20 protein-coding genes are annotated in these 24,315 nt (G+C 39.1%); 18 read left to right on the forward strand and 2 right to left on the reverse strand.

Features of this window, described 5'->3' with window-relative positions:
• Nucleotides 1-38: 38 nt before the first annotated feature.
• Nucleotides 39-1,913 carry a DNA topoisomerase IV subunit B gene (locus IEE83_RS23750; protein ID WP_194122959.1) on the reverse strand — a complete coding sequence of 625 codons (1,875 nt, stop codon included), beginning with the start codon at nucleotides 1,911-1,913 and terminating at the stop codon, nucleotides 39-41.
• Between the two features lie 270 nt (nucleotides 1,914-2,183).
• Between IEE83_RS23750 and IEE83_RS23755 the strand changes: the two genes are divergently transcribed.
• The 18 genes from IEE83_RS23755 to nagA all read left to right on the forward strand — a co-directional run bounded on the left by IEE83_RS23755 (nucleotide 2,184) and on the right by nagA (nucleotide 22,006).
• A complete protein-coding gene (locus IEE83_RS23755; protein ID WP_194122960.1) occupies nucleotides 2,184-4,688 on the forward strand; it encodes an SLBB domain-containing protein in 2,505 nt (834 codons plus the stop codon).
• Between the two features lie 20 nt (nucleotides 4,689-4,708).
• Nucleotides 4,709-5,791, forward strand: coding sequence for a hypothetical protein (locus IEE83_RS23760; protein WP_228101949.1), 1,083 nt, complete (start codon nucleotides 4,709-4,711; stop codon nucleotides 5,789-5,791).
• A gap of 3 nt (nucleotides 5,792-5,794) precedes the next feature.
• On the forward strand, nucleotides 5,795-6,622 hold the full coding sequence (locus tag IEE83_RS23765) for an ABC transporter permease (RefSeq protein ID WP_194122962.1): 828 nt from the start codon (nucleotides 5,795-5,797) through the stop codon (nucleotides 6,620-6,622).
• Between the two features lie 18 nt (nucleotides 6,623-6,640).
• Nucleotides 6,641-7,906: an ABC transporter ATP-binding protein gene (locus IEE83_RS23770; protein WP_194122963.1), complete on the forward strand. Its 1,266-nt coding sequence runs from the start codon at nucleotides 6,641-6,643 to the stop codon at nucleotides 7,904-7,906.
• The gene (locus IEE83_RS23775; RefSeq protein WP_194122964.1) at nucleotides 7,899-8,981 is read left to right on the forward strand and encodes a DegT/DnrJ/EryC1/StrS family aminotransferase; all 1,083 of its coding nucleotides are present in this window, start codon (nucleotides 7,899-7,901) and stop codon (nucleotides 8,979-8,981) included. The genes IEE83_RS23770 and IEE83_RS23775 overlap by 8 nt, the downstream gene beginning before the upstream one ends.
• 4 nt (nucleotides 8,982-8,985) lie before the next feature.
• On the forward strand, nucleotides 8,986-11,043 hold the full coding sequence (locus tag IEE83_RS23780; protein WP_194122965.1) for an ArnT family glycosyltransferase: 2,058 nt from the start codon (nucleotides 8,986-8,988) through the stop codon (nucleotides 11,041-11,043).
• 102 nt (nucleotides 11,044-11,145) lie between these two features.
• Nucleotides 11,146-11,844 carry a WbqC family protein gene (locus IEE83_RS23785; RefSeq protein ID WP_194122966.1) on the forward strand — a complete coding sequence of 233 codons (699 nt, stop codon included), beginning with the start codon at nucleotides 11,146-11,148 and terminating at the stop codon, nucleotides 11,842-11,844.
• A gap of 2 nt (nucleotides 11,845-11,846) precedes the next feature.
• Nucleotides 11,847-12,509: an acetyltransferase gene (locus IEE83_RS23790; protein WP_194122967.1), complete on the forward strand. Its 663-nt coding sequence runs from the start codon at nucleotides 11,847-11,849 to the stop codon at nucleotides 12,507-12,509.
• Between the two features lie 56 nt (nucleotides 12,510-12,565).
• Nucleotides 12,566-13,789, forward strand: coding sequence for a glycosyltransferase family 4 protein (locus IEE83_RS23795; protein WP_194122968.1), 1,224 nt, complete (start codon nucleotides 12,566-12,568; stop codon nucleotides 13,787-13,789).
• Nucleotides 13,786-14,769, forward strand: coding sequence for a glycosyl transferase (locus tag IEE83_RS23800; RefSeq protein WP_194122969.1), 984 nt, complete (start codon nucleotides 13,786-13,788; stop codon nucleotides 14,767-14,769). Before IEE83_RS23795 ends, IEE83_RS23800 begins: the two co-directional genes overlap by 4 nt.
• The gene (locus tag IEE83_RS23805) at nucleotides 14,769-15,530 is read left to right on the forward strand and encodes a DUF5672 family protein (protein WP_194122970.1); all 762 of its coding nucleotides are present in this window, start codon (nucleotides 14,769-14,771) and stop codon (nucleotides 15,528-15,530) included. The genes IEE83_RS23800 and IEE83_RS23805 overlap by 1 nt, the downstream gene beginning before the upstream one ends.
• A 16-nt stretch (nucleotides 15,531-15,546) precedes the next feature.
• Complete coding sequence (locus IEE83_RS23810) at nucleotides 15,547-16,497, forward strand: hypothetical protein (protein ID WP_194122971.1); 951 nt, start codon at nucleotides 15,547-15,549, stop codon at nucleotides 16,495-16,497.
• Nucleotides 16,498-16,521: 24 nt separating this feature from the next.
• Entirely contained in the window at nucleotides 16,522-17,406 is an 885-nt protein-coding gene (locus IEE83_RS23815) for a glycosyltransferase family 2 protein (RefSeq protein ID WP_194122972.1), read from the forward strand.
• An 83-nt stretch (nucleotides 17,407-17,489) separates the two neighbouring features.
• Nucleotides 17,490-18,749 (forward strand): hypothetical protein, encoded by a 1,260-nt coding sequence (locus IEE83_RS23820; RefSeq protein ID WP_194122973.1) that lies wholly within the window; start codon nucleotides 17,490-17,492, stop codon nucleotides 18,747-18,749.
• Nucleotides 18,750-18,804: 55 nt separating this feature from the next.
• Entirely contained in the window at nucleotides 18,805-19,857 is a 1,053-nt protein-coding gene (locus tag IEE83_RS23825) for an acyltransferase family protein (RefSeq protein WP_194122974.1), read from the forward strand.
• A 106-nt stretch (nucleotides 19,858-19,963) separates the two neighbouring features.
• Nucleotides 19,964-20,260: a thioredoxin gene (trxA, locus tag IEE83_RS23830; RefSeq protein ID WP_194122975.1), complete on the forward strand. Its 297-nt coding sequence runs from the start codon at nucleotides 19,964-19,966 to the stop codon at nucleotides 20,258-20,260.
• Nucleotides 20,261-20,281: 21 nt separating this feature from the next.
• Nucleotides 20,282-20,845: a pentapeptide repeat-containing protein gene (locus tag IEE83_RS23835; RefSeq protein WP_194122976.1), complete on the forward strand. Its 564-nt coding sequence runs from the start codon at nucleotides 20,282-20,284 to the stop codon at nucleotides 20,843-20,845.
• A 51-nt stretch (nucleotides 20,846-20,896) separates the two neighbouring features.
• On the forward strand, nucleotides 20,897-22,006 hold the full coding sequence (gene nagA / locus IEE83_RS23840; protein ID WP_194122977.1) for an N-acetylglucosamine-6-phosphate deacetylase: 1,110 nt from the start codon (nucleotides 20,897-20,899) through the stop codon (nucleotides 22,004-22,006).
• A 93-nt stretch (nucleotides 22,007-22,099) separates the two neighbouring features.
• Here the strand turns inward: nagA and IEE83_RS23845 are convergent, their stop codons facing one another.
• Nucleotides 22,100-24,298, reverse strand: a complete 2,199-nt coding sequence (locus IEE83_RS23845; RefSeq protein WP_194123533.1) for a B12-binding domain-containing radical SAM protein — start codon at nucleotides 24,296-24,298, stop codon at nucleotides 22,100-22,102.
• Nucleotides 24,299-24,315 lie beyond the last annotated feature (17 nt).

The raw sequence follows: 24,315 nt of genomic DNA on the forward strand, positions 1-24,315 counted from the left end.
AATTTATTAAACACTATTATTATCGTAATCCGGGAAGGTTAACTCACAATTGCCAGCTCTTCAATATTATTTTCAATTTTCAGATTATCAATAATAAACCGCTGACGTTCCGGTGTATTTTTACCCATATAATAGGTTAGCAACTTCTGAATTGACGTTTCTTTTTGAAGAATGATCGGTTCCAGATGCATATCTTCACCGATAAACTTACCAAATTCCTCAGGTGAAATTTCCCCTAAACCTTTAAAACGGGTTATTTCCGGTTTACTACCCAGTTTTGTTATGGCCGCTTTTTTTTCCTCATCCGTATAACAATAAAATGTTTCCTTCTTATTTCTAACACGGAATAAAGGTGTTTCCAGCACGTAAAGGTGTCCATTTCGAACCAGATCCGGAAAAAATTGAAGGAAAAATGTCAGTAACAGAAGACGAATGTGCATACCGTCCACATCTGCGTCGGTAGCAATTACAATCCTGTTGAACCGCAAATTTTCCACACCGTTTTCGATATCCAACGCATGTTGAAGAAGATTGAATTCTTCATTTTCGTAAACGATTTTTTTATTCAGACCGAAACAGTTCAAAGGTTTTCCACGCAAACTGAAAACAGCCTGGGTCTGGATATTTCTTGATTTGGTTATCGATCCGCTCGCAGAATCACCTTCTGTAATAAATAATGTACTTTCATGGCGTGCCTCACTTTTCAGGTCCGTTAAATGCATTCTGCAATCACGAAGCTTTTTGTTGTGCAGATTAGCCTTTTTTGCCCGGTCATTAGCCAGTTTTTTAATTCCAGCCAATTCTTTACGCTCCCTTTCCGATTGTTCAATACGTTTTTTCAACGCATCTCTCGACTCAGGATTCATGTGCAGATAATTGTCAAGTCGCTCCTTCACAAAATCATTTACAAATGTCCTGATGGTAGTACTGTTCGGATCAGGCGTAATGGTATTTGAGCCAAGCTTTGTTTTTGTCTGGGATTCAAAAACAGGTTCCTGAACTCTGATCGCTACCGCTGCAATAATTGAAGACCGGATATCTTCCGGCGCATAATCCTTGCCAAAATGTTCCCGAACCGCTTTTACAACCGCTTCCCGGAAAGCTGCCAAATGCGTTCCGCCCTGCGTTGTATACTGGCCATTGACAAAAGAATAATATTCTTCGCCATATTGATTACCATGAGTCATTGCAAATTCAATGTCCTCACCTTTCAAATGTACAATTGGATAACGAATTGCTTCGGCATCCGATTTACTCACCAGAAGGTCAAGCAAACCATTCTGCGAAATATATTTTTGTCCGTTGAAATTGATCGTCAGACCTGCATTCAGATAGCAATAATTCCAGATCATGTTGTCCAGATACTGTGGAATGTATCTGAAATTTTTAAATATCAATCCATCCGGTTCAAAAGCGATGTGTGTTCCATTGCGTTGGTTTGTCGCTTCTTCCTTGGATTCTTTCAACAAAACCCCTTGCTGGAATTCAGCATTTTTGGATTTTCCTTCCCTGAACGACTGAACTTTGAAATAATTCGAAAGCGCATTTACTGCTTTGGTACCTACTCCATTCAGCCCAACCGATTTCTGAAATGCTCCGGAATCGTACTTTCCACCGGTATTAATTTTAGAAACGCAGTCCACTACTTTTCCCAATGGGATACCTCTTCCGTAATCCCGAACTTCTACACGATGTTCTGAAATTTTTATTTCGATGGTTTTTCCGTTTCCCATCATATGCTCATCGATGGAATTATCTACAATTTCTTTAACAAGAACATATATACCATCATCAATCGAGGATCCATCACCCAACTTCCCAATGTACATCCCCGGCCGCAGACGGATGTGCTCTTTCCAATCCAGTGACTTAATGCTATCCTCGTCGTATTGTATGCTGACAGTATTTTCCATAATCTACGAATACTCTAGTTTGGATATTTATGATTTTAATATTGTATTTTAATATTTTGGGCCATTTATCGTTACCCTATTGTACCTTTGCTTGTCTGCTAGTTTCAAACCGAATACTAGAAATTCTTTAAAAATAAGAAAAATCTAATTTACTTTGCCTTAATTAAACAAAACTAACATCGAATTTAAGGTTAATTTAAGTGTAAAAATAGCAGTACAAACACATATTATTACTGAACAGGTTGCATTTCATAGTACAATAAACTTCATATGAACACATTCAAGTTGGCTAAAAACTGTAAATTTTTCTTACCTTATCTATTAAGCCTGATTATTACTTTACCCGCTTTAGCCCAGGTTGTAACCCCAACTGCACCGACAAGCGCGCCTACATCAACCGGAGCCGGAACCACGCAAAGCGGCCAGCAATCGGGTACAACAACACCGAAGGGAACACAACAGGGAAATCAGCCTGCAAATTCAAATCAGCAATCTAACACACCGAAAAGTACTGATCCGCAATCTACGGAAAAAGGAAAAGCAGCTGCGGCTAACACAGATCCCAACGCACCAAAAGATGCCTCAACGGATCAGAGTAAAATCAATACTTCAACTACCGGAACATTAACACCGGCTGAACAGGAGAAACTGGCTTTACGTGAAAAAATTTACGGATATTCTATTTTCGCCGATAAGAAATTCGATCCGATTCCTGATTTGCAAATAGCAACTCCAACAAATTATGTAGTTGGGCCGGGGGATAATCTTAATATCTACCTTTATAATTATGCAGAAGCCACCTATAAAACAATAGTGAGCAGAGATGGTTTTATTAGTATTGCAAGGCTGGGTAATATTTATGTAAACGGAAGGACGATCGAAGAAATAAGAAAAATATTAATTGATAAATTTTCCAAGTTCACACCAGGCCTTATTGGTGAAAATGGTGAAACAGCGAAAACCAAGTTAATGGTAACGCTTGGCGAGATACGAAATGTGAAAGTATTTGTAACAGGGGAAGTTATCAATCCGGGAACTTACGAAATTACTTCTCTGGCTTCTGCCTTTAATGCGCTTTACCAGGCGGGCGGACCAAATGAAATCGGTTCTTTCCGCGATGTACGTGTAGTACGTGCAGGAAAAGTGATTTCACACATGGACATTTATGATTACTTGGTCAATGGAAAAATTGACGGAGATATTCGTGTGCAGGACAATGACAATATTGTTGTTGGCTTTTACAAAAAGAGAGTTGAAGTTACAGGTGAAATGAAAAGACCTGGTATTTATGAACTGAAACCGGAAGAAAAACTGGCTGATGTAATTAAATATGCCGGTGGATTCACAGATCAGGCTTATCAGTCGCGTATTAAAATTGAACGTATTACGGCCAGAGAAAGGAAAATTGTTGATGTGCCGCAGGATCAGTTTGCAACTGCTGAGGTTGTTACAGGTGATTTAATAGATGTGGAAACGGTACTTGACCGTGTTGAAAATATTGTAACGATTGAAGGTGCTGTCATGCGCAGCGGGGATTTTTCACTTGACACAAGTCCTACATTAAAGACTTTGATAGAAAATGCACAAGGTTTAAGAGAAGATGCTTTTACGGGTAGAATCTCGGTTTTAAGAACAAGACCAGACCTGACTATTGAAAGTATCCAGCTTAACTTGGGCGATGTATTGAATGGAACTGTACCTGATTTGGTACTTACACGTCTTGATCAGGTTGTCATTCCTTCCAAATTTGACATGGCGCAATCTGCCATCGTAACTGTTGAAGGAGAAGTTAACAATCCAAAATTTGGTGAAAACGATGGAAAATATCCATACGTTGCCAATATGACATTGGAAGATGTTTTGGTAAAAGCAGGTGGTTTCAGAGAATCTGCTTACACTTCGGAAGTTGAAGTTATCAGAAGAAAAAGAAACAGTATTCCGGGAGCTGCGAACGCTCAAATTGCAGAAACTTTTAAATTTAATGTGAACCGCGATCTTTCGATTGGAAACAAAGAAACCAATTTTGTACTTCTTCCTTTTGATCAGGTTATTGTAAGAAAATCACCAAACTATGTTGAACAGCAGTCTGTTTTCCTTGAAGGTGAAGTTCTTGTACCTGGATCATATACCATTATCAACAAAAATGATAAGATCAGCGATATCATCAAAAGATCGGGCGGATTAACTGAGCTGGCATTCCCTGAGGGCGCCACTTTGTTAAGAAGAACTATTGTGACCAATGTTACTGAAGCTACAAATTACGAGCAGGAGCAGGAAAGTCAGGAAACTATTAAAAAAGGCAGAGCGGCAGTTTCTCTTCCTAACGTAAAAGAAGAGTCTATCGGAATCAAGCTTAGCGTGATTATGAAAAATCCGGGTTCATTTGAGGATCTGGTTGTTCAGGAAGGCGATATAATCCGGATTCCAAAAAGACTTGAAACGGTGCAGGTTACAGGAGAAGTTCTTTATCCTACAACTGTAAAATACGGAAAAGGATTATCATTCTCTGATTACATTTCACATTCAGGAGGATTTACAACAAGATCTTTACGTAAAAGCTCTTACATCAAATATCCAAACGGATCGGTAGACAGAACGAGGAAATTCATGTTCTTCAATGTTTATCCAAAAGTTCAGCCAGGATCAGAAATATTTGTTCCTGCAAGAGGAATACCTGCTCTGACACCACAACAGGCTATCCAGACGACAATTGGTGTGTTAAGTTCTGTAATGACCCTTATTGTAACTGTTCTTGCCTTCCGTACCTTAAAGTAAATCACAATAGAATGTCAAATATGACTAATCAAGTTTCTGAGGAACAAATTACACCGAGGGAAGTTATATTAAAGGTTGTTGCAGCAAAAAATGCCTTATTAAAGAGCTGGAAAGCTTTTATATTACTTATTGCATTGGGCTTTGGGATAGGTTATGCCATGGATATATATCTTATCAAACCAAATTCCTACGAAGCGACTATCGTATTTAACATGGGAGGCAGTGCTCCGGGGAGCGATATGGGAAATCTTGGCGCTCTTTTCGGTATGAGTTCTGCAACAGACGCTAATATTTTTACCGGAGAAAACTTTTTCTATTTTGTTGAATCCCGTCCTGTTATCGAAAGAGCTTTGTTGAAAAACGTAGTGGTTCATGGCAAGCCGATGATCCTGGCCAACTTTGTGATTGATTCAAGTGGAATCAAGGATGACGAATGGAAAGATCGCGAGACGCTTCATAATTTTCGTTTTACAAGAACTAATCCGGATTCTCTCAGCATGGATGAACGCGTTGTGCTGAATGAACTGGTAATAAAACTGAAATCACTTACGGAGATTGCCACGCTGGAACGGAAATCGTCATTTATTTCACTTACAGCAACAATTCAAAATGAGACATTGGCTGCTTTATGGGTCAAAACGCTTTTGAAAACAGTTGAAGAAGTTTATACTGAAAAGCAGACCAAAAAGTCGCGCAATACATTAACATTACTGCAAAGACGTGCAGATTCGCTTGCCATCATGTTAGGTAAAACCGAACATAAACTGGCAAAGGAAATGGATTACAGCACTCAGTTGATTGTTCCGGAAGCCAAAATTTCTGTAAACAAACTGGAAAGAAATACCAGCTTCTTACAGCAGCTTTACTATGAAGCCATGGGGAATGCTGAAAAAATGCGTGTTTCACTTGTAAGAGAAGCACCTCTGTTCACCATGATTGAAGATGTAAAAGTGCCTTTGGATCTTAAATCAGAAAGTAAAAGAAGAGCTAAAATCGGTGCACTGGTTGGGCTGATGCTGGCACTGATTTATGTATATGTAAAAAGTGTTTACGCCGCCATTGTAGAAGACACCGCAACCACCACACCACTGCCTAAAGCATAACTAATGCAGCATACGACTACTATTAAAGCCGGAGGATCGGAAAAAGATTACTGGAAAGATTTGTGGAGAAATAAACAATTGCTATTAATTCTTTCCAAAAGAGATATATCAGTTCGTTATAAACAAACACTTTTAGGAGTTGCCTGGAGTGTTTTGCGTCCCATTATGACAATGACCGTAATGGTTTTTGTTTTTAGTTATGTGGCAAAATTAAAAGGTGATGAAGGAATACCGTATCCATTAATGGTTTTGTGCGGAATTACAATCTGGACCTTTTTTGCCAATACATTTTCCCAGATTAGCAGCAGTATACTGATTAACTCCAATCTTGTTTCCAAAGTATATTTCCCAAGACTGCTGATGCCGCTTAGTTCGGTGGCTGTCGGATTTGTGGATTTTCTGATAACACTTGGGATCTTCCTTATTTTGACTGTATTTTTTCACCATCCGCTTAGCTGGAATATTCTTTATCTGCCCGCATTTTTGTTATTGGCCTTTATTACTTCAATGGGTTTCGGCCTTTTCTTTGCGGTTTTAAATGTGCGTTTCAGAGATATTGGCCAGTTAATTCCATTTATCGTTCAGGTTGGTTTTTACATATGTCCTATCGCTTACAGCAGCAGACTTGCAGAAGGTATGTGGTATGAGAAATATTATAATTTAAACCCAATGGTTGGGATTATTGATGGTTTTAAATGGTGCTTATTGGGTGACAAAGCTTATTTTAACCCGAACAGCGTTTACTCAACGGCAATAATTTCGGTTGTTATTCTGATATTATCCTTAATTTACTTTCGTAAAAAGGAAAATACTTTCGTAGATCATATTTAGAACCTGTTACTTTTGGCCATGTCTGTAATCACAGCTGAAAATATCAGCAAGAAATATATTATTGACCACAAGCAAAAAAGCAGTGGTCCGTCAACGTTTCGCGACATTTTTAGCGAATCGTTTGACAAAATGTTTTCATCAAAAAAGAAAAGTCAGTCTCATTTTGATGAAAAAGAAGAATTCTGGGCGTTAAAAGATGTAAACTTTACAATCGATCAGGGCGACCGGATCGGGATTGTAGGTCATAACGGAGCGGGAAAGTCTACACTGCTCAAAATACTCAGCCGTATTACTGAACCTAGTACCGGACAAATCACAATTGATGGCCGCGTAGCAAGTTTGCTGGAAGTAGGGACAGGTTTTCATCCTGAACTTACAGGCCGCGAGAATATTTATCTTAACGGCGCTATTCTCGGAATGGCAAAAAGTGAGATAAAACAATCTTTTGATGCCATTGTTGATTTTGCCGGTGTTGAGAAATTTCTTGATACGCCTGTAAAAAGATATTCTTCGGGAATGTATGTGCGTTTGGGATTTGCTATCGCTGCGCATTTAAATCCGGAAATTTTGATCGTGGATGAGGTACTTGCCGTTGGTGATACCGAATTCCAGAAAAAATGTCTTGGCAAAATGCGGGATGTTTCTGAAAGCGGAAGAACACTTTTATTTGTGAGCCATAACCTTACGGCGATACAAGCACTTTGCAACAAATCTTTCTATTTCGAAAAAGGAAAACTGATCGATCAGGGTGATACCACGCATATTGTTACCAATTACCTAAGCAAAGTTTCGCACAAAACGCTGGAACGTCATTGGGATGATGTAAATAATGCCCCGGGAAATGATCAGGTTCGCATAAAAAGTTTCAAACTTCTTGCCGACTATCAGGATAACCTGGTTCATATTGACGTGCGCACGCCGATGAATTTCCAATTTGAATTTTGGAATATGGAGGAAGGTGCTAATCTGAATTTAAGTATGCACCTTTACACTTTCACTGGTGAATGTATATTTAACGTAGGGACAACATCACAGCAATTTGGCAAAGGGCTGGTAACAGGTACCTGCGAAATTCCTGGTCACTTTTTGAATGACGGTTCTTATGTAGTTTCCATGATGATAGTAAAAGATACAAGTACTGTACTTTACAACATGGAAGAAGCGCTGATTTTTGACATTGAAGATTACCGTGAAAACGTAACCTGGTATGGCAAATGGCCTGGGTACATTCGCCCGAAACTTAATTTTTCTATTCGTCAAACTGAACATATAGTGAATGATTAACGTCACTAAGGCATATTTACCAGACCAGGAGCAGTACATCAAATACGTTCGTGAGATTTGGGATCGTGGATACCTTACCAATAATGGCCCATTGGTTCAGGAACTTGAAGCCAAACTGAAAGAATATCTCAACGTAGATTATCTCTATTTTTGTGGGAATGGCACCATTGTGCTGCAAATTGCCATGAAAGCTTTGGGAATAAAAGGAGAAGTAATTACAACACCTTTTTCCTATGTTGCCACTTCAAATGTAATTCTTTGGGAAAATTGTCTGCCTGTTTTTGTAGATATTGACCCGGAAACTTTCAATATCAATCCGGATTTAATTGAAGCTTCGATTACATCCGAAACTACGGCAATACTTGCTACACATGTGTACGGAAATCCATGTGATGTCGAAAAAATCGAAGCCATTGCAAAAAAGCATAATCTAAAAGTAATTTACGACGGAGCGCATGCTTTTGGTGTAACTTATAAAGGGAAATCTCTATTTTCCTATGGTGATTTGAGTACTTGCAGCTTCCATGCGACCAAGGTTTTTCATACTACGGAAGGTGGCGCACTGATTTCAAATCATCCCGAACTTGATAAGGAATTACATTTGCTACGCGCCTTTGGACACAAGGGGGATGAAGAATATTATTTTGCAGGAATAAATGGTAAAAATTCAGAATTCCATGCCGCTATGGGTTTATGTAATTTGCCAAATGTGCCGGATATCATTGCAGCCAGAAAAGAAATCTTTGACTGGTATGATGGTTTCCTGAACTGGGATATTTTGTCAAAACCAAAAATCAGTTCTGATATTGAATACAATTACGCTTACTATCCTGTTGTTTTCCCGTCAGAACAAATCCTGAGAAAAGTGCAGGCGGCGTTGGCAGCTGAGGATATAATACCGAGAAGATACTTTTACCCATCGCTGAACACCCTGGCTTATATGCCAAAAAATATTCCCTGCCCGGTTTCGGAGGATGTGTCCGTGAGAGTGTTAAGTTTGCCGCTTTATGTTGGCCTGCCTCTTTCGGACGTAGAGCGAATCAGTAAAATTATCAACGACCACATATCTCCATAGTCTCATGGCTATTCTTTATCTGCTTTCTTTTTTTCTGTTTATATATAGTGTTGGTTATACTTCAAAAAAAATAGCACAACCATCACTGACCGAATGGCTCATCATATCATTTATTCTTTTTGTCGGAAGCATAATCCCAACCGGGTTTGTGCTTTCAGCATTAGATCTTACGGCAAATGTCCCTGCCTGGATTGCAGGTAATTTTATTGCCATTGGACTTCATTTTGCGCTTTGGTCAAAGCTACTTCCAAATAAACCGGTATTCTCTGTCCGTGCCATAATCAGTAACCGGTTCAGCACTTTTAAATTGTGGGCCAGAGAATTATCTCCCTACCTGAAATTTATTTTCATTGTGATGTTTGGCACACTTGCCATCATTGGAATCACAAACCTGATATTGGTACTATTTACTGTTCCAAATGAATGGGATAGTATGACCGGGCACCTGAACCGCGCTGTCAGATATATTCAGCGGGGAACAATGGAGCATTTTGGAGGAACCAACTGGAATATGGATACCTATCCGAAAAGTGTAACAACTATCCAGATTTATTCTTACCTGATTACCGGAAAAGTTGAAAACGCTTTTAAGCTGATTCATCACCTGGCATTTTGGATGACGCTTGTTTCTGTTTTTGGAATTGCACAACGTATTGGTAGAAATCTGTCGGCAAGTTTTTTCTGTGCGCTGGCTTACAGCATGTTTCTGAATTTCCTGATGCAGGCCGTTACGACGGAAACTGATATTGTACTGACAGCATATTTAAGCTGTCTGCTTTATTTCATTTTTACATTTTACAGCACGCGGGATAACAGATATTTATATCTCGCCGGTATGGCATTCGGTATTGTCTTTGGCCATAAAATCACATTCGCATTTCTTTTGCCGTCTGTTTTTGTGCTTATGATTTATGCTGTGTTCATTTCACCAAACCTGAAAGTATTTTTTGACCGATTTATAAAATTGGCGATTCCCATTTTCCTTTCTGTTCTGATATATACTTTACCAACTGGTTATATAAAAAACATACAGGTTTTCGGGCATCCCATCGGGCCTGCTACTGCTTTGAAACATCAGTCAGTTGAACGTTTTGGTACGGTACGAAATCTTCTTAAGCAGGGTACCCGAAATGTTTTCCGTTACAGTTACGAATTTTTCAATCTGGATGGAATACGGAATGCACAGTGGGGATATGATCTGAATACGGAAATTCGGAAGCCGATTGTCGTTTTGGAAGATAAATTAAACCTGCGACTGGATGAAGAAACGACTTATGCCATTGTTCCATTTTCGTTCCAAAGACATTTTGATAATTATAATGCAAATCCATATTGGGGTGTTTTTGGTTTTGCTCTGATTCTGCCTTTATTGCTTCTTGTATTTTTAAGAGTATTTTCATCCAGAGTTCATTGGTTTCTTGCACTGGCCTTTATTCTTGATTTTATAGCCATTTCATATTCAGCAGTTTACGACCCATTCAAGGGAAGATATTTTATAGAACCTGGCTTATTCGGCGTACTATTCTTACTTCTTTTATTTTCAAATCATCGTTTATCTATCATAAAACCAAGACGCAGAATCTGGAAAGGTTATGTTTTGGTGGTGGTTTTACTGGCTTGTACTTCGGCAATTATGGCTGTTTTTCTAAATATTCGCTGTCTTCCTTTTCCAGCTTACGGAGCAGAATCTGCCTTAAAAATGAGTCGTATCAAATACCAGACCTTTGCACGTCCGGATGTAACAAAGGCATATGAAACTTATGATTCGATTGTTCCAAAAGATGCAGTGGTAGCACTTGCTACAATCAATGATGACTTTGAATATCCTTTGTATGGAGCAGAATTAAGCCGCAAATTAATTTCCATCAACCCTTTTGAAAAAGGTTTACAACCAATTCCAAAAGATGCCGATTATCTGTTTTATGACAGAAGTGTTGTGAACGATACCAGCAAAATCAAAGCCTTACCGACGGATTTGAGATTGGGCAGTGATACTGTTTCTGCAAAATATCGGGATCTGGCGGTTAAAGGAGAGGATTATTACCTCAGAAAGCTGAAATAATTCGCACCAGCAAAATTGGCTTTTTCGATAAATCCGGAATCAGTTTTGACTTATAAAAAACACAAACAGCACACTTTACATTATTCATTAAAAAAATCTTCCATGACCATTGCCATCATGCAGCCTTATATATTCCCGTACATCGGGTACTTTCAGCTCATTAATGCTGTTGATAAGTTTGTGATATATGACGATGTGAATTTTATAAATAAGGGCTGGATCAACAGAAACAACATTTTAGTTTCAGGTCAGGCACACCTTTTTACTATTCCGCTCAAAGACGCAAGTCAGAATAAGCTGATCAATGAAGTTGAGCTGGCTATTAATGACCCATGGAAAAAAAAGTTTCTTAAAACCGTTCAGCAATCTTATCTGAAAGCACCCAATTATCAAAAGGTTTTTCATCTGATTGAAGAAATCGTAAATTCGGGAGTGGAAACGATATCAGAATTCACATGGCTTGCTTTGCAGAAAGTGTGTGCTTATATGGAAATCACGACAGAAATTGTTCCGTCATCTTCCATTTATAAAAACACAGACCTGAAAGCGCAGGAGCGGATACTGGATATTTGCAAACAGGAAAATGCCAGCCATTACATCAACCCGATTGGCGGAATGGAGTTGTACGAAAAAAATATATTTGAAAAGGAGAATATTAAGCTGAATTTTATCAAAAGTACAGCCGGTGCTTATCCTCAATTTAAAAATGCTTTCGTACCTTGGCTTTCCATTATAGACATACTAATGTTTAACGATGCCGAAAGTATCGGTAAACTTCTTAAAGAATTCGAACTTATATAAGAATGGCAAAGGTTATTATTTTTGGAGTTCTGGATACAGCGGAATTGGCGCATTATTATCTGGAACACGACTCGGAACATGAAGTAGTAGCTTTTTCAGTAAATCGGGAATACATACAGGAAGAATCATTTCGCGGACTGCCTTTGGTTGCTTTTGAAGATGTGGAAACAATTTTCCCACCTTCTGATTATTCATTTTTCGCACCCATGACAGGGCGTAACATGAACAGAAACCGGGAAGCCATTTACAACCAGGTAAAAGCGAAAGGATATCAGTTTATCTCTTACATCAGTTCGCACGCCACCATTCTTGACAGAAATAATGTTGTTGGCGAAAATTGCTTTATCCTGGAAGACAATACGATTCAGCCTTTTACAACGGTTGGAAATAATGTTGTCATGTGGAGCGGAAATCATATCGGTCATCACGGCCAAATCAAAGATCATGTTTTCTTTACCTCTCACGTGGTTATGTCGGGCCATTGTGTGATTGAATCCTATTCATTTTTTGGTGTAAACAGTACGATCAGAGATTATATGACCATCGCTCAGGGAACTCTTGTAGGAATGGCGTCTGCTGTTACAAAGGATACTGAGGAATGGGGAATTTATATTGGCAATCCGGCAAAAAAAGTACCTGGAAAAAAGAGTTTCGAAGCTTACTAAGCGACCCTCCAATGCGACTTTGAGATCTGAAATTTGAGATATCAACTTATTACCGAATGACCCAAAAGAAAATACTATTTATAAGCCACGATGCCAACCGGGCAGGAAGCCAGTTATTGCTGCTTCAATTGCTTCGGTTGCTCAAAGAGCGACAAGTTCCTATGCATTTGCTGCTATGCAATGGCGGCGAGCTGGAAGAGGAATTTGCAGAGGTAGTAACCATTACGCGGTTATTCAGTAAAGACAATATTATATCAAAGCCTTTGTCAGGGAAAATCCTGAGAAAAATAAGACTTCATAAATTATATGAACAGCATAGCGAACAAAAAGACCGTGAACGTGTTGTTGCAGAACTTGAAAGCCAGAATATAGGATTGGTTTTCGTCAATTCCATTGCCAATTCAGAAGTTTACTGCGAATCTCTGAAATTTTTACATCATCTGCCGGTCGTCCTGTTCGTTCACGAATTAGGCATGTCGGTGAAAATATATACTTTCGAAGATCACCTGAAATTTTTGCTAAAAAAGGCTGATCATCTTATTGCAGTATCTAATGCTGTTGCCAACCACTATGTCCGCGATTATGGATTCCCAGCGGAAAAGGTCAGTACATTTACGTTAATTGATCATGATCATATTGACGAAATACTAAAAAAAGCGCAGCGCAATCTTTTAGAAAAAACCTATAATATTCCGCATGACGCCGTGATCATTGGCGGTTGTGGAAACGCAGAATGGAGAAAAGGTAATGATATTTTTAACTGGATTGCACGCCGTGTTATCCAGAAAACCAGTCCGTTACCGGTTTATTTTGTATGGGTTGGTGCCGGACCGCAGCATGAAATTTATGAGTTGATCAAAAGCGATATCCATTTAATGGGATTGGAAGAGCGTATTATTTTGATACCTCCTACTCCGCAGGCCCTCGATTATATCAGTCGTTTTGATGTGCTTATGTTAAGTTCACGCGAAGATCCATATCCACTTGTTGTGCTGGAAGCGGCATTAAATGAAACGCCTGTGGTATGTTTTGACGGAGCGGGTGGAGCGCCGGAATTAATCGAATCCGATGCCGGTTTTGTTGTGCCTTACATGGACATTTCCGCTGCTTCTGAGGCAATTATAAAACTGATTCTTGATCCAAATATGAGAGAATCCATGGGTCGTAAAGGACGTGAAAAGGTATTGGAACGCCATAACACTGACAAGAGCGTTTCAAAAATTGAAACCATTATCCAAAAGTACTTACCTTTGCAGGTCTCTGAAAAACACAATCAATGACCATTGCTTTTACAATTTGTTCAATAAATTACCTTGCACAGGCCCGCACACTCGGAGATTCCCTTGCCAGCACAAATCCTGAAATCCTTTTTGTGATCGGTCTGGTTGATAATCAGGAAGGCGTAGCATTCGAAGATTCTTATCAGCCGAAATATCCGATGGTTGAAATTGATAAGATCGGGATTGAGGGATTCGATGAAATGGCTGCCCGGTATAACATCACCGAACTTAACACGGCCGTAAAACCATTCTACTTCACATACTTTTTCAGACAATATCCCGAGGCTCAGCATGTAATCTATTTTGATCCGGATATTATTATTTACCAGCCTTTAACAGGACTGTTGAATTCGCTAAAAAATCACGAAGCGGTTTTAACACCACATATTAATACACCGATTGAAGACCGTTTGACACCAAACGAGCTTCATCATTTAAACACCGGAATTTACAATCTGGGTTTTGTGGCGTTCAGACGTAGTGCAGTTAATACAGAATTTATTAAGTGGTGGGAAGAAAAGCTTCGTTACGAATGTTTGATCGATCTTTGTAACGGATTATTTGTGGACCAGAACTGGATGAATTTCCTCCCGGTTTTTGTTCCCAATACACATATTGAAAGAAATCCGGGCTATAACGCGGCATACTGGAATCTGCATGAACGTACATTTTCTCAAAAAGACAATGTATTTTACGTCAACGAAAATAATCCATTGATCTTCCTCCATTATAGTGGCTATGATCCGGAAAAACCTGCTGTTTTATCAAAATATCAGGATCGTTTCCAGCTTTCAGAGCGGCCGGATGCAATTCCTTTATTTGATATTTACAGGGAGAGTCTGATTAAAAACGGGAATGCCTATTATCGTAAATTCCCTTGCTTTTATATAAAACCGCCGAAAGTTTTCAGATACCAGCGTGTTAGAAAACTTCTGAAAAGGCCATTTAATTATTTAAAAGATCAGCTTGATACGATGTAATGAAAGAACTGGTATCCATACTGATCCCGATATTAAATCCCGAACTTACTGTTCTGGAAGAATTAATTTTAAGACACAGCCTTGAAGCACTGAAAAGATATCCCGTCATTTTATTCTCTTATGACGGAGCTGATTTATCCGGGATAGAAACAAACCATGACCGTCTGGAAATTTTGACTTTCAGACCTAAATTTTTCGAAGACAGGCAAACACTGGCCAATCTCTTCCTGATGGAGGATTTTTATAACCGTTTTACATGGAGTGATTTTGTTTTGATCCACGAATTAAACAGCTGGATAGTCAAGGACGAAATTCATTACTGGTGCAAACAAGGTTACGATTATTTGCACACAAATCCGGTTTTGGATCATTCGGATTTTAAAAATGGGAAGATGAATGACTTTTCAAAAGTTTTTGGTCTTAATGAAGGACAAAAAAAGGCACTTGGAAAGGGATTTGATAATGACGGATTAAAACTTTGTCATGTACAAAGGATGATCAGCACGTTGTCGGCAAAGAAAAAAGAAGCGCATCATTACCGAGAGAAGAACGATTTCGAAAACAAGGATTCATTATTCTGGGAATTGGAAGCCAACCGGCTCTGGCCATATTTGCGAAAACCTACGGACATTGTTCAAAACCGTTTTTCTCAAAATATCGAAAAAAGAGCAACCTTGTTTCCAAATAACCGGGACGCCTGGCCAACAGGAATAACGGGAGTTACGACCAAAAATATTGATCATCTTCCTTTTTATAAATAGAAGAAAGCGCACCATAATGAATATAGTTTTTACCGTTTGCAATAGAACTCAGTTACCCAACGCTTTGGCTTTGGGTGTTTCGGTGTTACGCCATCACCCTGATTATCTGTTTTATATAGGCTGGGCGGATACAATACCGCTTTCTAACCTGCCAAAAAACATAAAAACAATTTCGGTTGAAAAACTTGGAATCCAGGAATGGGGAGAAATGTGCGCGCGGTATTATGATTTTGAATTGGTAGCTGCCGCACGTCCCTGGTTTGCAAAAGGCATTTTGAAATCAAATCCAAATTGCAGTACGTTGACATTTTTGTCGCCGACGACAATATTATATGATTCTATGCAGGAGATTAATGATCCTGCGGCTGATCTGCTTTTGACGCCAAATATTACAAAACCACTTGCTCCTTCCAAAAATCTGGATGACAAAAGAATTTTGAATATTGGCATGTACCATTCCGGAAGCTGGACTTTGAAACCTAACCCGGTTACCATTAAAATGCTCGACTGGTGGGCTCATAGGACAATCGACAGAGCGAAATTTGATCTTTGTAACGGCATGTGCATGGATCAGCTCTGGCTAAATTATATGCCTGTCTGGGTTGAGAAAACGACAAAAATCGGTCATCCTGGCTGGCATTATGGTTTGCACAGCGTTTTGAACAAAACTTTATCCGAGAAAAACGGGAATTTATCCGTTGAAAACGAAAAGCTTATTTCGGCAGATTTTGCAGGACTGATGCATTTTGATCCGGTTTGGTCCGATCATTCTGCACTAATTAACCAAAGTCCGGTATTCAAAAAACTATTCAGGGAATATTCTGAAACTGTTAAGACTTATGACAAAGGATTACCGGATAAAGAACCGGGTTATGGTATGATTCCGAAAATAAGTGACCAGAGATTACTTAGGAAAAATCTGACCGGAAAATTAAAAGCGATTACAAAATTCATTGATCAGTTTTAAGATCAATCAACAGAAATAAAAAGTATGAAGCCTCTTCAGGAAAGTACAACGGAACTCCGCGAATTTATTGCTGCATTAAAAGTGAAAACTTTCAGTGCGGAGGGAAAAGCGCATTTTCCAAAACTTACCATCATTACGCCGTCCTACAACCAGGCTGACTTTCTGGAACGTACCATTTTGAGCGTTCTAAATCAAAATTATCCCAATCTCGAATATATTATTATTGACGGTGGTTCTACGGATAAAAGCGTTGAGGTTATAAAAAAATATGAATCTTATCTGACTTACTGGGTTTCTGAAAAAGACCGCGGGCAGGTTCATGCTATTAACAAGGCACTTGAAAAAGCAACCGGTGAATGGATAAGTTTTCAAAATTCTGATGACGTATATTTTGCAGGCACGTTTGAACGTTTTGGTAAAGCAGCACTGGAACAGCCGGCTGATATTTTGTACGGAGATTTGTTCATGATCACTACGGATGATGAGGTGACGGAAATATTAAAAACAACGTCTTACAGTTTGACCTGTCAGATTCTGGAAGGAATGCAGATTCACAACCAGTCATTATTTTTCAAAAAATCGCTGGTTGAGAAATTCGGGAAGTTTGATGAATCTTACCGTTTTGCATTTGATTACGAATTTATCACACGTTTCACAATGCATGATTCAACACGGATCAGAAAAGTTGAAGGATTAGGCGGCGCGCTTCGTGTACATGCAGACGCCAAGTCATCGACGATTGCCTCCGTTGGCTCGGAAGAACATTTGAGGATACAAAAATTGTACAATTCTGCGTTATCATTCCCGGCTCTGAACAAAATCAGGTATCTTTGGTGTAAGGTTAGAAAAATAGCCTATTTTACTTTTCGATTTGATTTCAAATACATACGTTTCAGACTATCAAGATGAATTTGAGTCTAGGGAATTTATTAAAAAACTTTAACTATCTGAGGTATTCCGCCGGTATAGCTATGCTATTCAACGGTTTTCCTTTGATATTCTTTTTTCGCGATACATTAGGGATTGGACCTGCAAGCAGCACTTTTACGGCTGTTTTCTTTGCCGTAGCACTTCTTTTGATGGTCCCAACGAATCTTTTTCTAAGATTTTATAGTCCAAATCCGGTTCTGTTCAATCTTGGAGTAGGTTTTTTACTTTTATCAGTCTACTACTTCATTTTCTTCAATAACATGGGCATGGGGGTTACCGATATTGGTAACTATGCTTATATTTTTGCTTTTCTGCTATTATTACTAAGTATACCCAGTGATGTAAAAGATACACTTGTACCTGTTCTTTTCATTTTTTCCCTGTTCTCAAATCTTACCCTGGTATATTCGCTGATGACGGATCCGAGTTGGACACTTGGTATGCGGGCGGCAGTAAGTTTTTCCAATGAAGGTGCGCAAGCCGGTGGAAATCCGCACATTACGGCCAGGAATGGCATTATTTGCCTGTTGACGGCGATGGTACTTGTACCTCAATATAAAAGTATTTTTGCCAAATTATTCTTCTACTTTTCAGTATTGTTCAGCCTTGCTGTAATTGTACTTTCACTTGCTAAATCCAGCTACCTAGGTGTAGGTCTTATGCTGGGTTTATATGTTTTTTACAATTTCAGACTCACCAATATCTTCTCTGCTGTTGGCAGTTTTTTCAGCTTTAAAAATATATTGCTGATGGTGCTCGTGTTCCTCGGTATCAGTTATTTTTTAAGTCAATATGGTGGTGTGCTAGACAATCTGCTTAATTATTGGGATATATTTGAAGGCCGTATTATGGACGTAATCTTTACATCTTTTGGTGTAAAATTATCCGATACCGCTGATATTGATGCTTCAGCTATGGGGCGGGTAAGTGGTTTTGGGACATTTTTGGATACGCTTTATTCACGCGATGTATTTTTAGGACGTGGATACAAAAGCGGTTTTCTTGATGTGCCGATACTTGAAGCATTGGTAAACCACGGAATACTGGGATTTCTTTTCTTTAATGGATTCAACTTTTTTCTTTTCATTTATTCCATTCAGGAAATTAAAAGAAACACTACCCCGCTTTCCACTTTTCTTGCATATTTCTTTATTTCATTGATCGTATTGTTAATTTCCGGAGGCCGGCCATATGATATTTCTTACTGGTTTCCTTATGCCGTGATGATTCGCTTCCTGGGTATCGATTATTTTTACAAATTAGCACGAAGACCAGCCCAGGGCAGATTGACTGCTGCCGGTTCGCAACCATCTAATTATTAATTTTGACATTACCTTGATCTGACAAACATTGAGGTTAATGACATTGCATTTATCAATGAGAAACAGAGTAGAACAGCTCGATGGATTGAGAGGGATTTTTTCCATACTGGTCATTGCCCATCATCACAATGCATTCAGAGAATCCATTTTTTACAACAACTTTTTTGTAATTAATTCCAGCCTTTTCGTTGATTTCTTTTTTGTACTAAGCGGATTTGTGATTGCGATGAACTACATCGAAAGGATACAAACCGGCGAAGATTTTGCTACTTTTCTTAAAAAAAGATTTGTACGTCTTTATCCCTTACTTTTTTACACAGAGGTAATTTTCATCATAGCCAATCTTATTGGAGATCACAGCGCATTGAAAAATATGACCGACATGAGACTGTCGTATTATTTAAAATCAGGATTAGATACACTTACTTTTATGGGTTCCACGCCTATTCTTGGTGATTGGATGGGAATTAATTATCCTGCCTGGTCGATATCTTCCGAGATGATTTCTTATGTTGTTTTTGGTTTGGTGCTTTTGTTTGCTCCATCAAAAAAATATCTGGTTTTCCTTCTTTTAAGTATTGTCTGCATTGGATTTATCGTATCCATAAATGATTACATGCTGGTATACGACTACGGTTTTGTACGCGGCCTGTTATGTTTTTGCATGGGAATTTTCACTTTCGCGTTTTTAAAAGAAAAAGATTTTAAACTGACTTATCTGGAAATACCTTTTCTGATTTTACTTGTTGCCGCGATGTATGCAACCCATCATTATGAGTGGAATCTGACCAGACTTATTTTTCCCTTCCTATTCTCAATCGGTATTATCATTTTTGCCAGTTCAACTGGTATAATCACCCGCGTGCTTTCCAGTGCGCCGTTTCAGTATTTGGGTAAAATCTCTTATTCGATTTATCTCAATCACGCGATCGTTCTGATTTTTATCAATATCTGTATTTTCAGGGTTTTCAAAGCTGAACCAACAGAGCCGATGATTGCATTTTCGTTAATTACTTCAATCTCTCTTACGATTGTTTATTCCCATTTTACATACGAGCTGATAGAAAAGCGATTTGGTAAATTCCTCAAATCGAAACTTGATTTATAAATCCATTGACTGGATTATTATTTCGAAATCAGGACAAGTTCAGCTTAAATAGTAAACCATTCGGCGCTCAGATTGGTTATCATTGTGTACTATCCAATGTAAAATCATGTCAGCATTTTCGGATTTAATTAACAGCAATAAACCGGTTTTGGTCGACTTTTCAGCCGAATGGTGTGGACCTTGTAAGATGATGAAACCTATTCTGGAAGAGTTAAAAGCAGATTTGGGTGACAAAGCGACGATTGTGAAAGTGGATGTCGATAAAAACCCTTCCGCTGCCAAAGCATATAAAATACAAGGGGTGCCTACACTGATTGTCTTCAAACATGGCAAAGTTATGTGGCGTCAGTCTGGCGTTGTACAGGCCAATCAGCTGCAAAGCGTGATCAGTAAATATTTATAGTAATCCTATTTTTCGAGTTTAATGTTTAATAAAAGAAACGTCGAGTCAATCAGTAATATCGATTTCACAGTTCAGGATCTTCCGCTGCAAAGTTTTGAACAGTATGAATTTACGAATTGTATTTTTTCCAATATTTCGGGTACTGATTTTACCGACTGTTCTTTTATTAACTGTAACATGAGCAATGCAGTGATTACAAACTGCAAAATGTTCGACGTAGAATTTGTCGATTGCAAGCTGATTGGTGTTAACTTTTCAGATACGAAGGACTTTGGTTTTTCCGCTCGTTTTGAAAAATGCCTTTTGGATTATACCAATTTTGACAATAAAAAGCTGAACAAGAGTGCCTTCGTAAATTGTAAAATTAACGGTGCCGATTTCACACAAGCCGACCTTTCCAAATCCAAATTCTCGAATTGCGACTTGTTAGGTGCTGTTTTTTCCTATACCAATCTCAGCGGTGTAGATTTTACCACAAGTCAGAATTTTACGATTGACCCGGCTATAAATAATGTAAAAAAGGCGAAATTTCTTTCTTCTGATTTGGCAGGTCTTTTGACTAAATTTGACATTATAATCAAATGACGATTATCTAAATTCGTCATCATCCTAAACCTTAAAAATCTCCTTTAACTTATGTCTTCTTACCAGATATTTGCAGAGAAAGTTTATACCGGTAATGCTGTTCTGACCGGTCAGCTTATTTCTGTTGAAAATGGTGTTATTTCTTCCATAACCTCTTCCGGATTTGTAGAAGGAGCGCTCAATGTTCAAAATATTTGTGCCGGTCTTTTTGATGCGCATATTAATGGCGGAGAACGTTTTCATTTTACTGAAAAAGCGGATGAAGAAACCATCGACGACATTTATCAGGCCAGTAAAGCACTAGGAACAGCCTACGTTTTGCCTACACTTATCACTTCCTCTCTTGAAAATATTCTGAAAGGAATTGAAGCGACGAAAAAGTATATCCGGAATAATCCAAGATCTGGTGTTCTGGGAATGCACCTGGAAGGTCCTTTTTTAAATCCGGTGAAGCGTGGAGCTCATCTTACAGAATATGTGAGAAAACCTTCTGATACTGAATTGGAAGCCATTATCAGTCATGGAAAAGATGTGATTAAGCTGATAACAATAGCGCCGGAAATGTTTACACCGGAACAAATTGATATGTTTTTGGCATCCGGAATTACCGTTTCTGCGGGACATTCCAATGCGACATATCAGGAAGCGAGCCAGGCATTTGATCAGGGGATAAAACTGGTAACACATTTATATAATGCCATGTCGGCATTTGGCCATCGCCAGCCTGGGTTGGTCGGTGCTACTTTTGACAATAATACAGTTTATGCCCCGATCATTATCGATGGTGTTCATTGTGATTATGCCGCGGCTAGAATTGCATACAAGGCAAAGAAAGATAAATTATTTCTTATCTCGGATGCACTTTTTGTAGGGGAAAAAGTAACGGAATTTAAATGGGGAGAATTTGACGCCTATCTGCAAAATGGTCAGTATAATAACTCCGAAGGAAATCTTGCAGGTGCTACTATTTCGCTGGCTGATGCTGTGCGGAATGCGGTACGTGAAGTGGGAATTCCTTTGCAGGAAGCTATTGAAATGGCTACAATTCGTCCTGCAATCGCGGTTGGATTAGATGATAAAATCGGAAGTGTGGCGGTAGGTTATCCTGCGGTTTTTACTTCTTTTGATGATTTGTTAGAAAAATTTGAGGTCATAAATTGAATTTTTTAACCGCTCCGGCGGCCCGGCGCAATAGACGCAATGGGTTTCGCAATTGACGCGAAGAGATTCAGCATTTATTTATTGCGGTTAAAATTACACTACCAACAACCCACCGCTTTTCAATTCTTCCCAGACTTTTGACCGCATAAAAATTTCGAATTCACCTAAGCCTTGTGATTCAAAATTGTTTTTCAACTTATCTAACGGATAGGGTTCGTGTTTGCCAATAAGTAATTCGGGCATTATTTCGCTTAACCATTCCCCGACGGGAACGCTGGTTTCCAATGCCCATTCCTGCTTTTTGTTGTAAAAAACCAGCTCGGCTATTTCTACAATATATTTTCCTTTTTTCTCTTCAAAAACAGAAATTGAGGGCAAACTTCCCATCCAGACAACCATGGCATTGGTGCGCGGAATTGCATCAGGAAACTGGCTTATACTCTTTTCAATATATTTTGGCGAAATGGATGGAGACGGAATCTTAAAATTAAACCATTTTTGCAATGGAAAATCGAAACATACGCCGTGCATATAATTGAAAAGAGATTTCCTCAAACCTTCTCCAAATAAATCATGATTTGCACCTGAGGGATCATCATGTTCCAAATCATTATTGGCAAATCCTCCAATTTCAGGCCCAATCCGCATCACATCAAATTCTTCCGGATGAAGTCCGACAGGGCTATGCGCTGTCATGGCAAAACGATGCCAAAAACCTGACTGGACAATTCCCAAATGAAATAACTGACGCACCATTTCCAGCGAATCAATAGTTTCCTGTGCGGTTTGCGTAGGGAAACCATACATCAGATAAGCATGAACCATAATGCCGGCTTGTGTAAAAGCATCCGCTACTCTGGCAACCTGAGCGACGGTTACTCCTTTTTTCATCCGTTCCAAAAGTCGATCCGATGCAACTTCCAACCCACCTGAAATAGCGATACATCCGGAAGCTTTCAGTAACAGACAAAGATCGTGGGTAAAGTTTTTTTCAAAACGGATATTCGTCCACCAAACAACGGTTAATTTCCGGCGGATAATTTCCAAAGCAAGATCCCGCAATAAAGCGGGCGGAGCTGCTTCATCAACAAAATGAAATCCATTTTGTTGAGTTTGTTCAATAATTTCCTCAATTCGGTCGCACAAAAGTGCAGCCGTCATTGGCTCATATCTTTTGATATAATCCAGCGAAATATCACAGAATGAGCATTTTCCCCAATAACAGCCATGTGCCAAAGTCAGCTTGTTCCAGCGGCCATCGCTCCATAACCTATGCATTGGATTGACGATTTCAATAACCGACAAATAATCGTGTAAAGGCAAATCGCTGTAATCCGGTGTTCCGGTGTCACGTTGTGGCACATCACGTTCCTGGGCGCCGTTATAGTAAATTACTTTGCCGTCTGTCCGGGCATAAACACGTTTTAGTTTTTCTCTTTCACGATTTCCGTCCAGATATTCCAGTAAAGATAAAAGTGGTGCTTCACCATCATCCAGACAAACAAAATCAATATAATTAAAAACGCGTGGTTCTTTCAAAGAGCGCAATTCTGTATTGGCAAAACCGCCTCCCATGACCACAGAAATCTCCGGATAGTGATTTTTTATATATTGTCCGCACTTCATTCCGCCATAAAGATTGCCGGGAAACGGAACTGTAATACAAACAATATCGGGCTGGTAACTTTGAATTTTTTCTTCCAGTAAATTTACAAGCAGATTTGTCAGCAAAGTATTTGGCATTTCCAGCGCCTCACACATTTCGTCAAAATGTGAAGCTGAACGCCCAAGACGTTCCGCATACCGGCTAAAACCAAAATGCGGATCCACAGCTTCCTGGATCAAATCGCCAAGATCTTCAAGATATAAAGTAGCTAAATGTCTGGCTTTATCATGAATTCCCATGGTCCCGAAAGCCCAATCCATATCTTCCAATTGCTGAAATCTACCAGCTTCGGGTAAATAACTCCGATCACAAATACTGTGAGCAAGGGTTGGATTTCTATTTTTAAGAAAACGAATTACAGGATCAATCGTATTGATGTATTCGTCTCTGAGTGAATATATCCGGAAACAGTTATCAGATAATTCCGTGTCAGAATCTTCCAGCAAAGTGAATAACCGGCGCAGTCCTTTTGAAGAAAAAAGTGCCAGAATGACCTCAATTCCTAAATCTGCCTGATGTGATTCCCTCCCCAGTGTATTCAGAAACCCTTTCAGGTAAGCTGTTGCCGGGTATGGAGTGTTCAGCTGGGTAAATGGCGGGGTTATAAATAAGGTTTTCTTTTTCAAAGCACTGCGTATCTCAA

The sequence above is a fragment of the Dyadobacter subterraneus genome (assembly GCF_015221875.1).
GTDB lineage: Bacteria > Bacteroidota > Bacteroidia > Cytophagales > Spirosomataceae > Dyadobacter > Dyadobacter subterraneus.

What these genes read in the sequence shown, in the direction of transcription:
- IEE83_RS23750 (WP_194122959.1), bottom strand. Translation starts at nt 1,913, where the DNA reads ATGGAAAATACTGTCAGCATACAATACGACGAGGATAGCATTAAGTCA.
- IEE83_RS23755 (WP_194122960.1), top strand. Translation starts at nt 2,184, where the DNA reads ATGAACACATTCAAGTTGGCTAAAAACTGTAAATTTTTCTTACCTTAT.
- IEE83_RS23760 (WP_228101949.1), top strand. Translation starts at nt 4,709, where the DNA reads ATGACTAATCAAGTTTCTGAGGAACAAATTACACCGAGGGAAGTTATA.
- IEE83_RS23765 (WP_194122962.1), top strand. Translation starts at nt 5,795, where the DNA reads ATGCAGCATACGACTACTATTAAAGCCGGAGGATCGGAAAAAGATTAC.
- IEE83_RS23770 (WP_194122963.1), top strand. Translation starts at nt 6,641, where the DNA reads ATGTCTGTAATCACAGCTGAAAATATCAGCAAGAAATATATTATTGAC.
- IEE83_RS23775 (WP_194122964.1), top strand. Translation starts at nt 7,899, where the DNA reads ATGATTAACGTCACTAAGGCATATTTACCAGACCAGGAGCAGTACATC.
- IEE83_RS23780 (WP_194122965.1), top strand. Translation starts at nt 8,986, where the DNA reads ATGGCTATTCTTTATCTGCTTTCTTTTTTTCTGTTTATATATAGTGTT.
- IEE83_RS23785 (WP_194122966.1), top strand. Translation starts at nt 11,146, where the DNA reads ATGACCATTGCCATCATGCAGCCTTATATATTCCCGTACATCGGGTAC.
- IEE83_RS23790 (WP_194122967.1), top strand. Translation starts at nt 11,847, where the DNA reads ATGGCAAAGGTTATTATTTTTGGAGTTCTGGATACAGCGGAATTGGCG.
- IEE83_RS23795 (WP_194122968.1), top strand. Translation starts at nt 12,566, where the DNA reads ATGACCCAAAAGAAAATACTATTTATAAGCCACGATGCCAACCGGGCA.
- IEE83_RS23800 (WP_194122969.1), top strand. Translation starts at nt 13,786, where the DNA reads ATGACCATTGCTTTTACAATTTGTTCAATAAATTACCTTGCACAGGCC.
- IEE83_RS23805 (WP_194122970.1), top strand. Translation starts at nt 14,769, where the DNA reads ATGAAAGAACTGGTATCCATACTGATCCCGATATTAAATCCCGAACTT.
- IEE83_RS23810 (WP_194122971.1), top strand. Translation starts at nt 15,547, where the DNA reads ATGAATATAGTTTTTACCGTTTGCAATAGAACTCAGTTACCCAACGCT.
- IEE83_RS23815 (WP_194122972.1), top strand. Translation starts at nt 16,522, where the DNA reads ATGAAGCCTCTTCAGGAAAGTACAACGGAACTCCGCGAATTTATTGCT.
- IEE83_RS23825 (WP_194122974.1), top strand. Translation starts at nt 18,805, where the DNA reads ATGAGAAACAGAGTAGAACAGCTCGATGGATTGAGAGGGATTTTTTCC.
- trxA (WP_194122975.1), top strand. Translation starts at nt 19,964, where the DNA reads ATGTCAGCATTTTCGGATTTAATTAACAGCAATAAACCGGTTTTGGTC.
- IEE83_RS23835 (WP_194122976.1), top strand. Translation starts at nt 20,282, where the DNA reads ATGTTTAATAAAAGAAACGTCGAGTCAATCAGTAATATCGATTTCACA.
- nagA (WP_194122977.1), top strand. Translation starts at nt 20,897, where the DNA reads ATGTCTTCTTACCAGATATTTGCAGAGAAAGTTTATACCGGTAATGCT.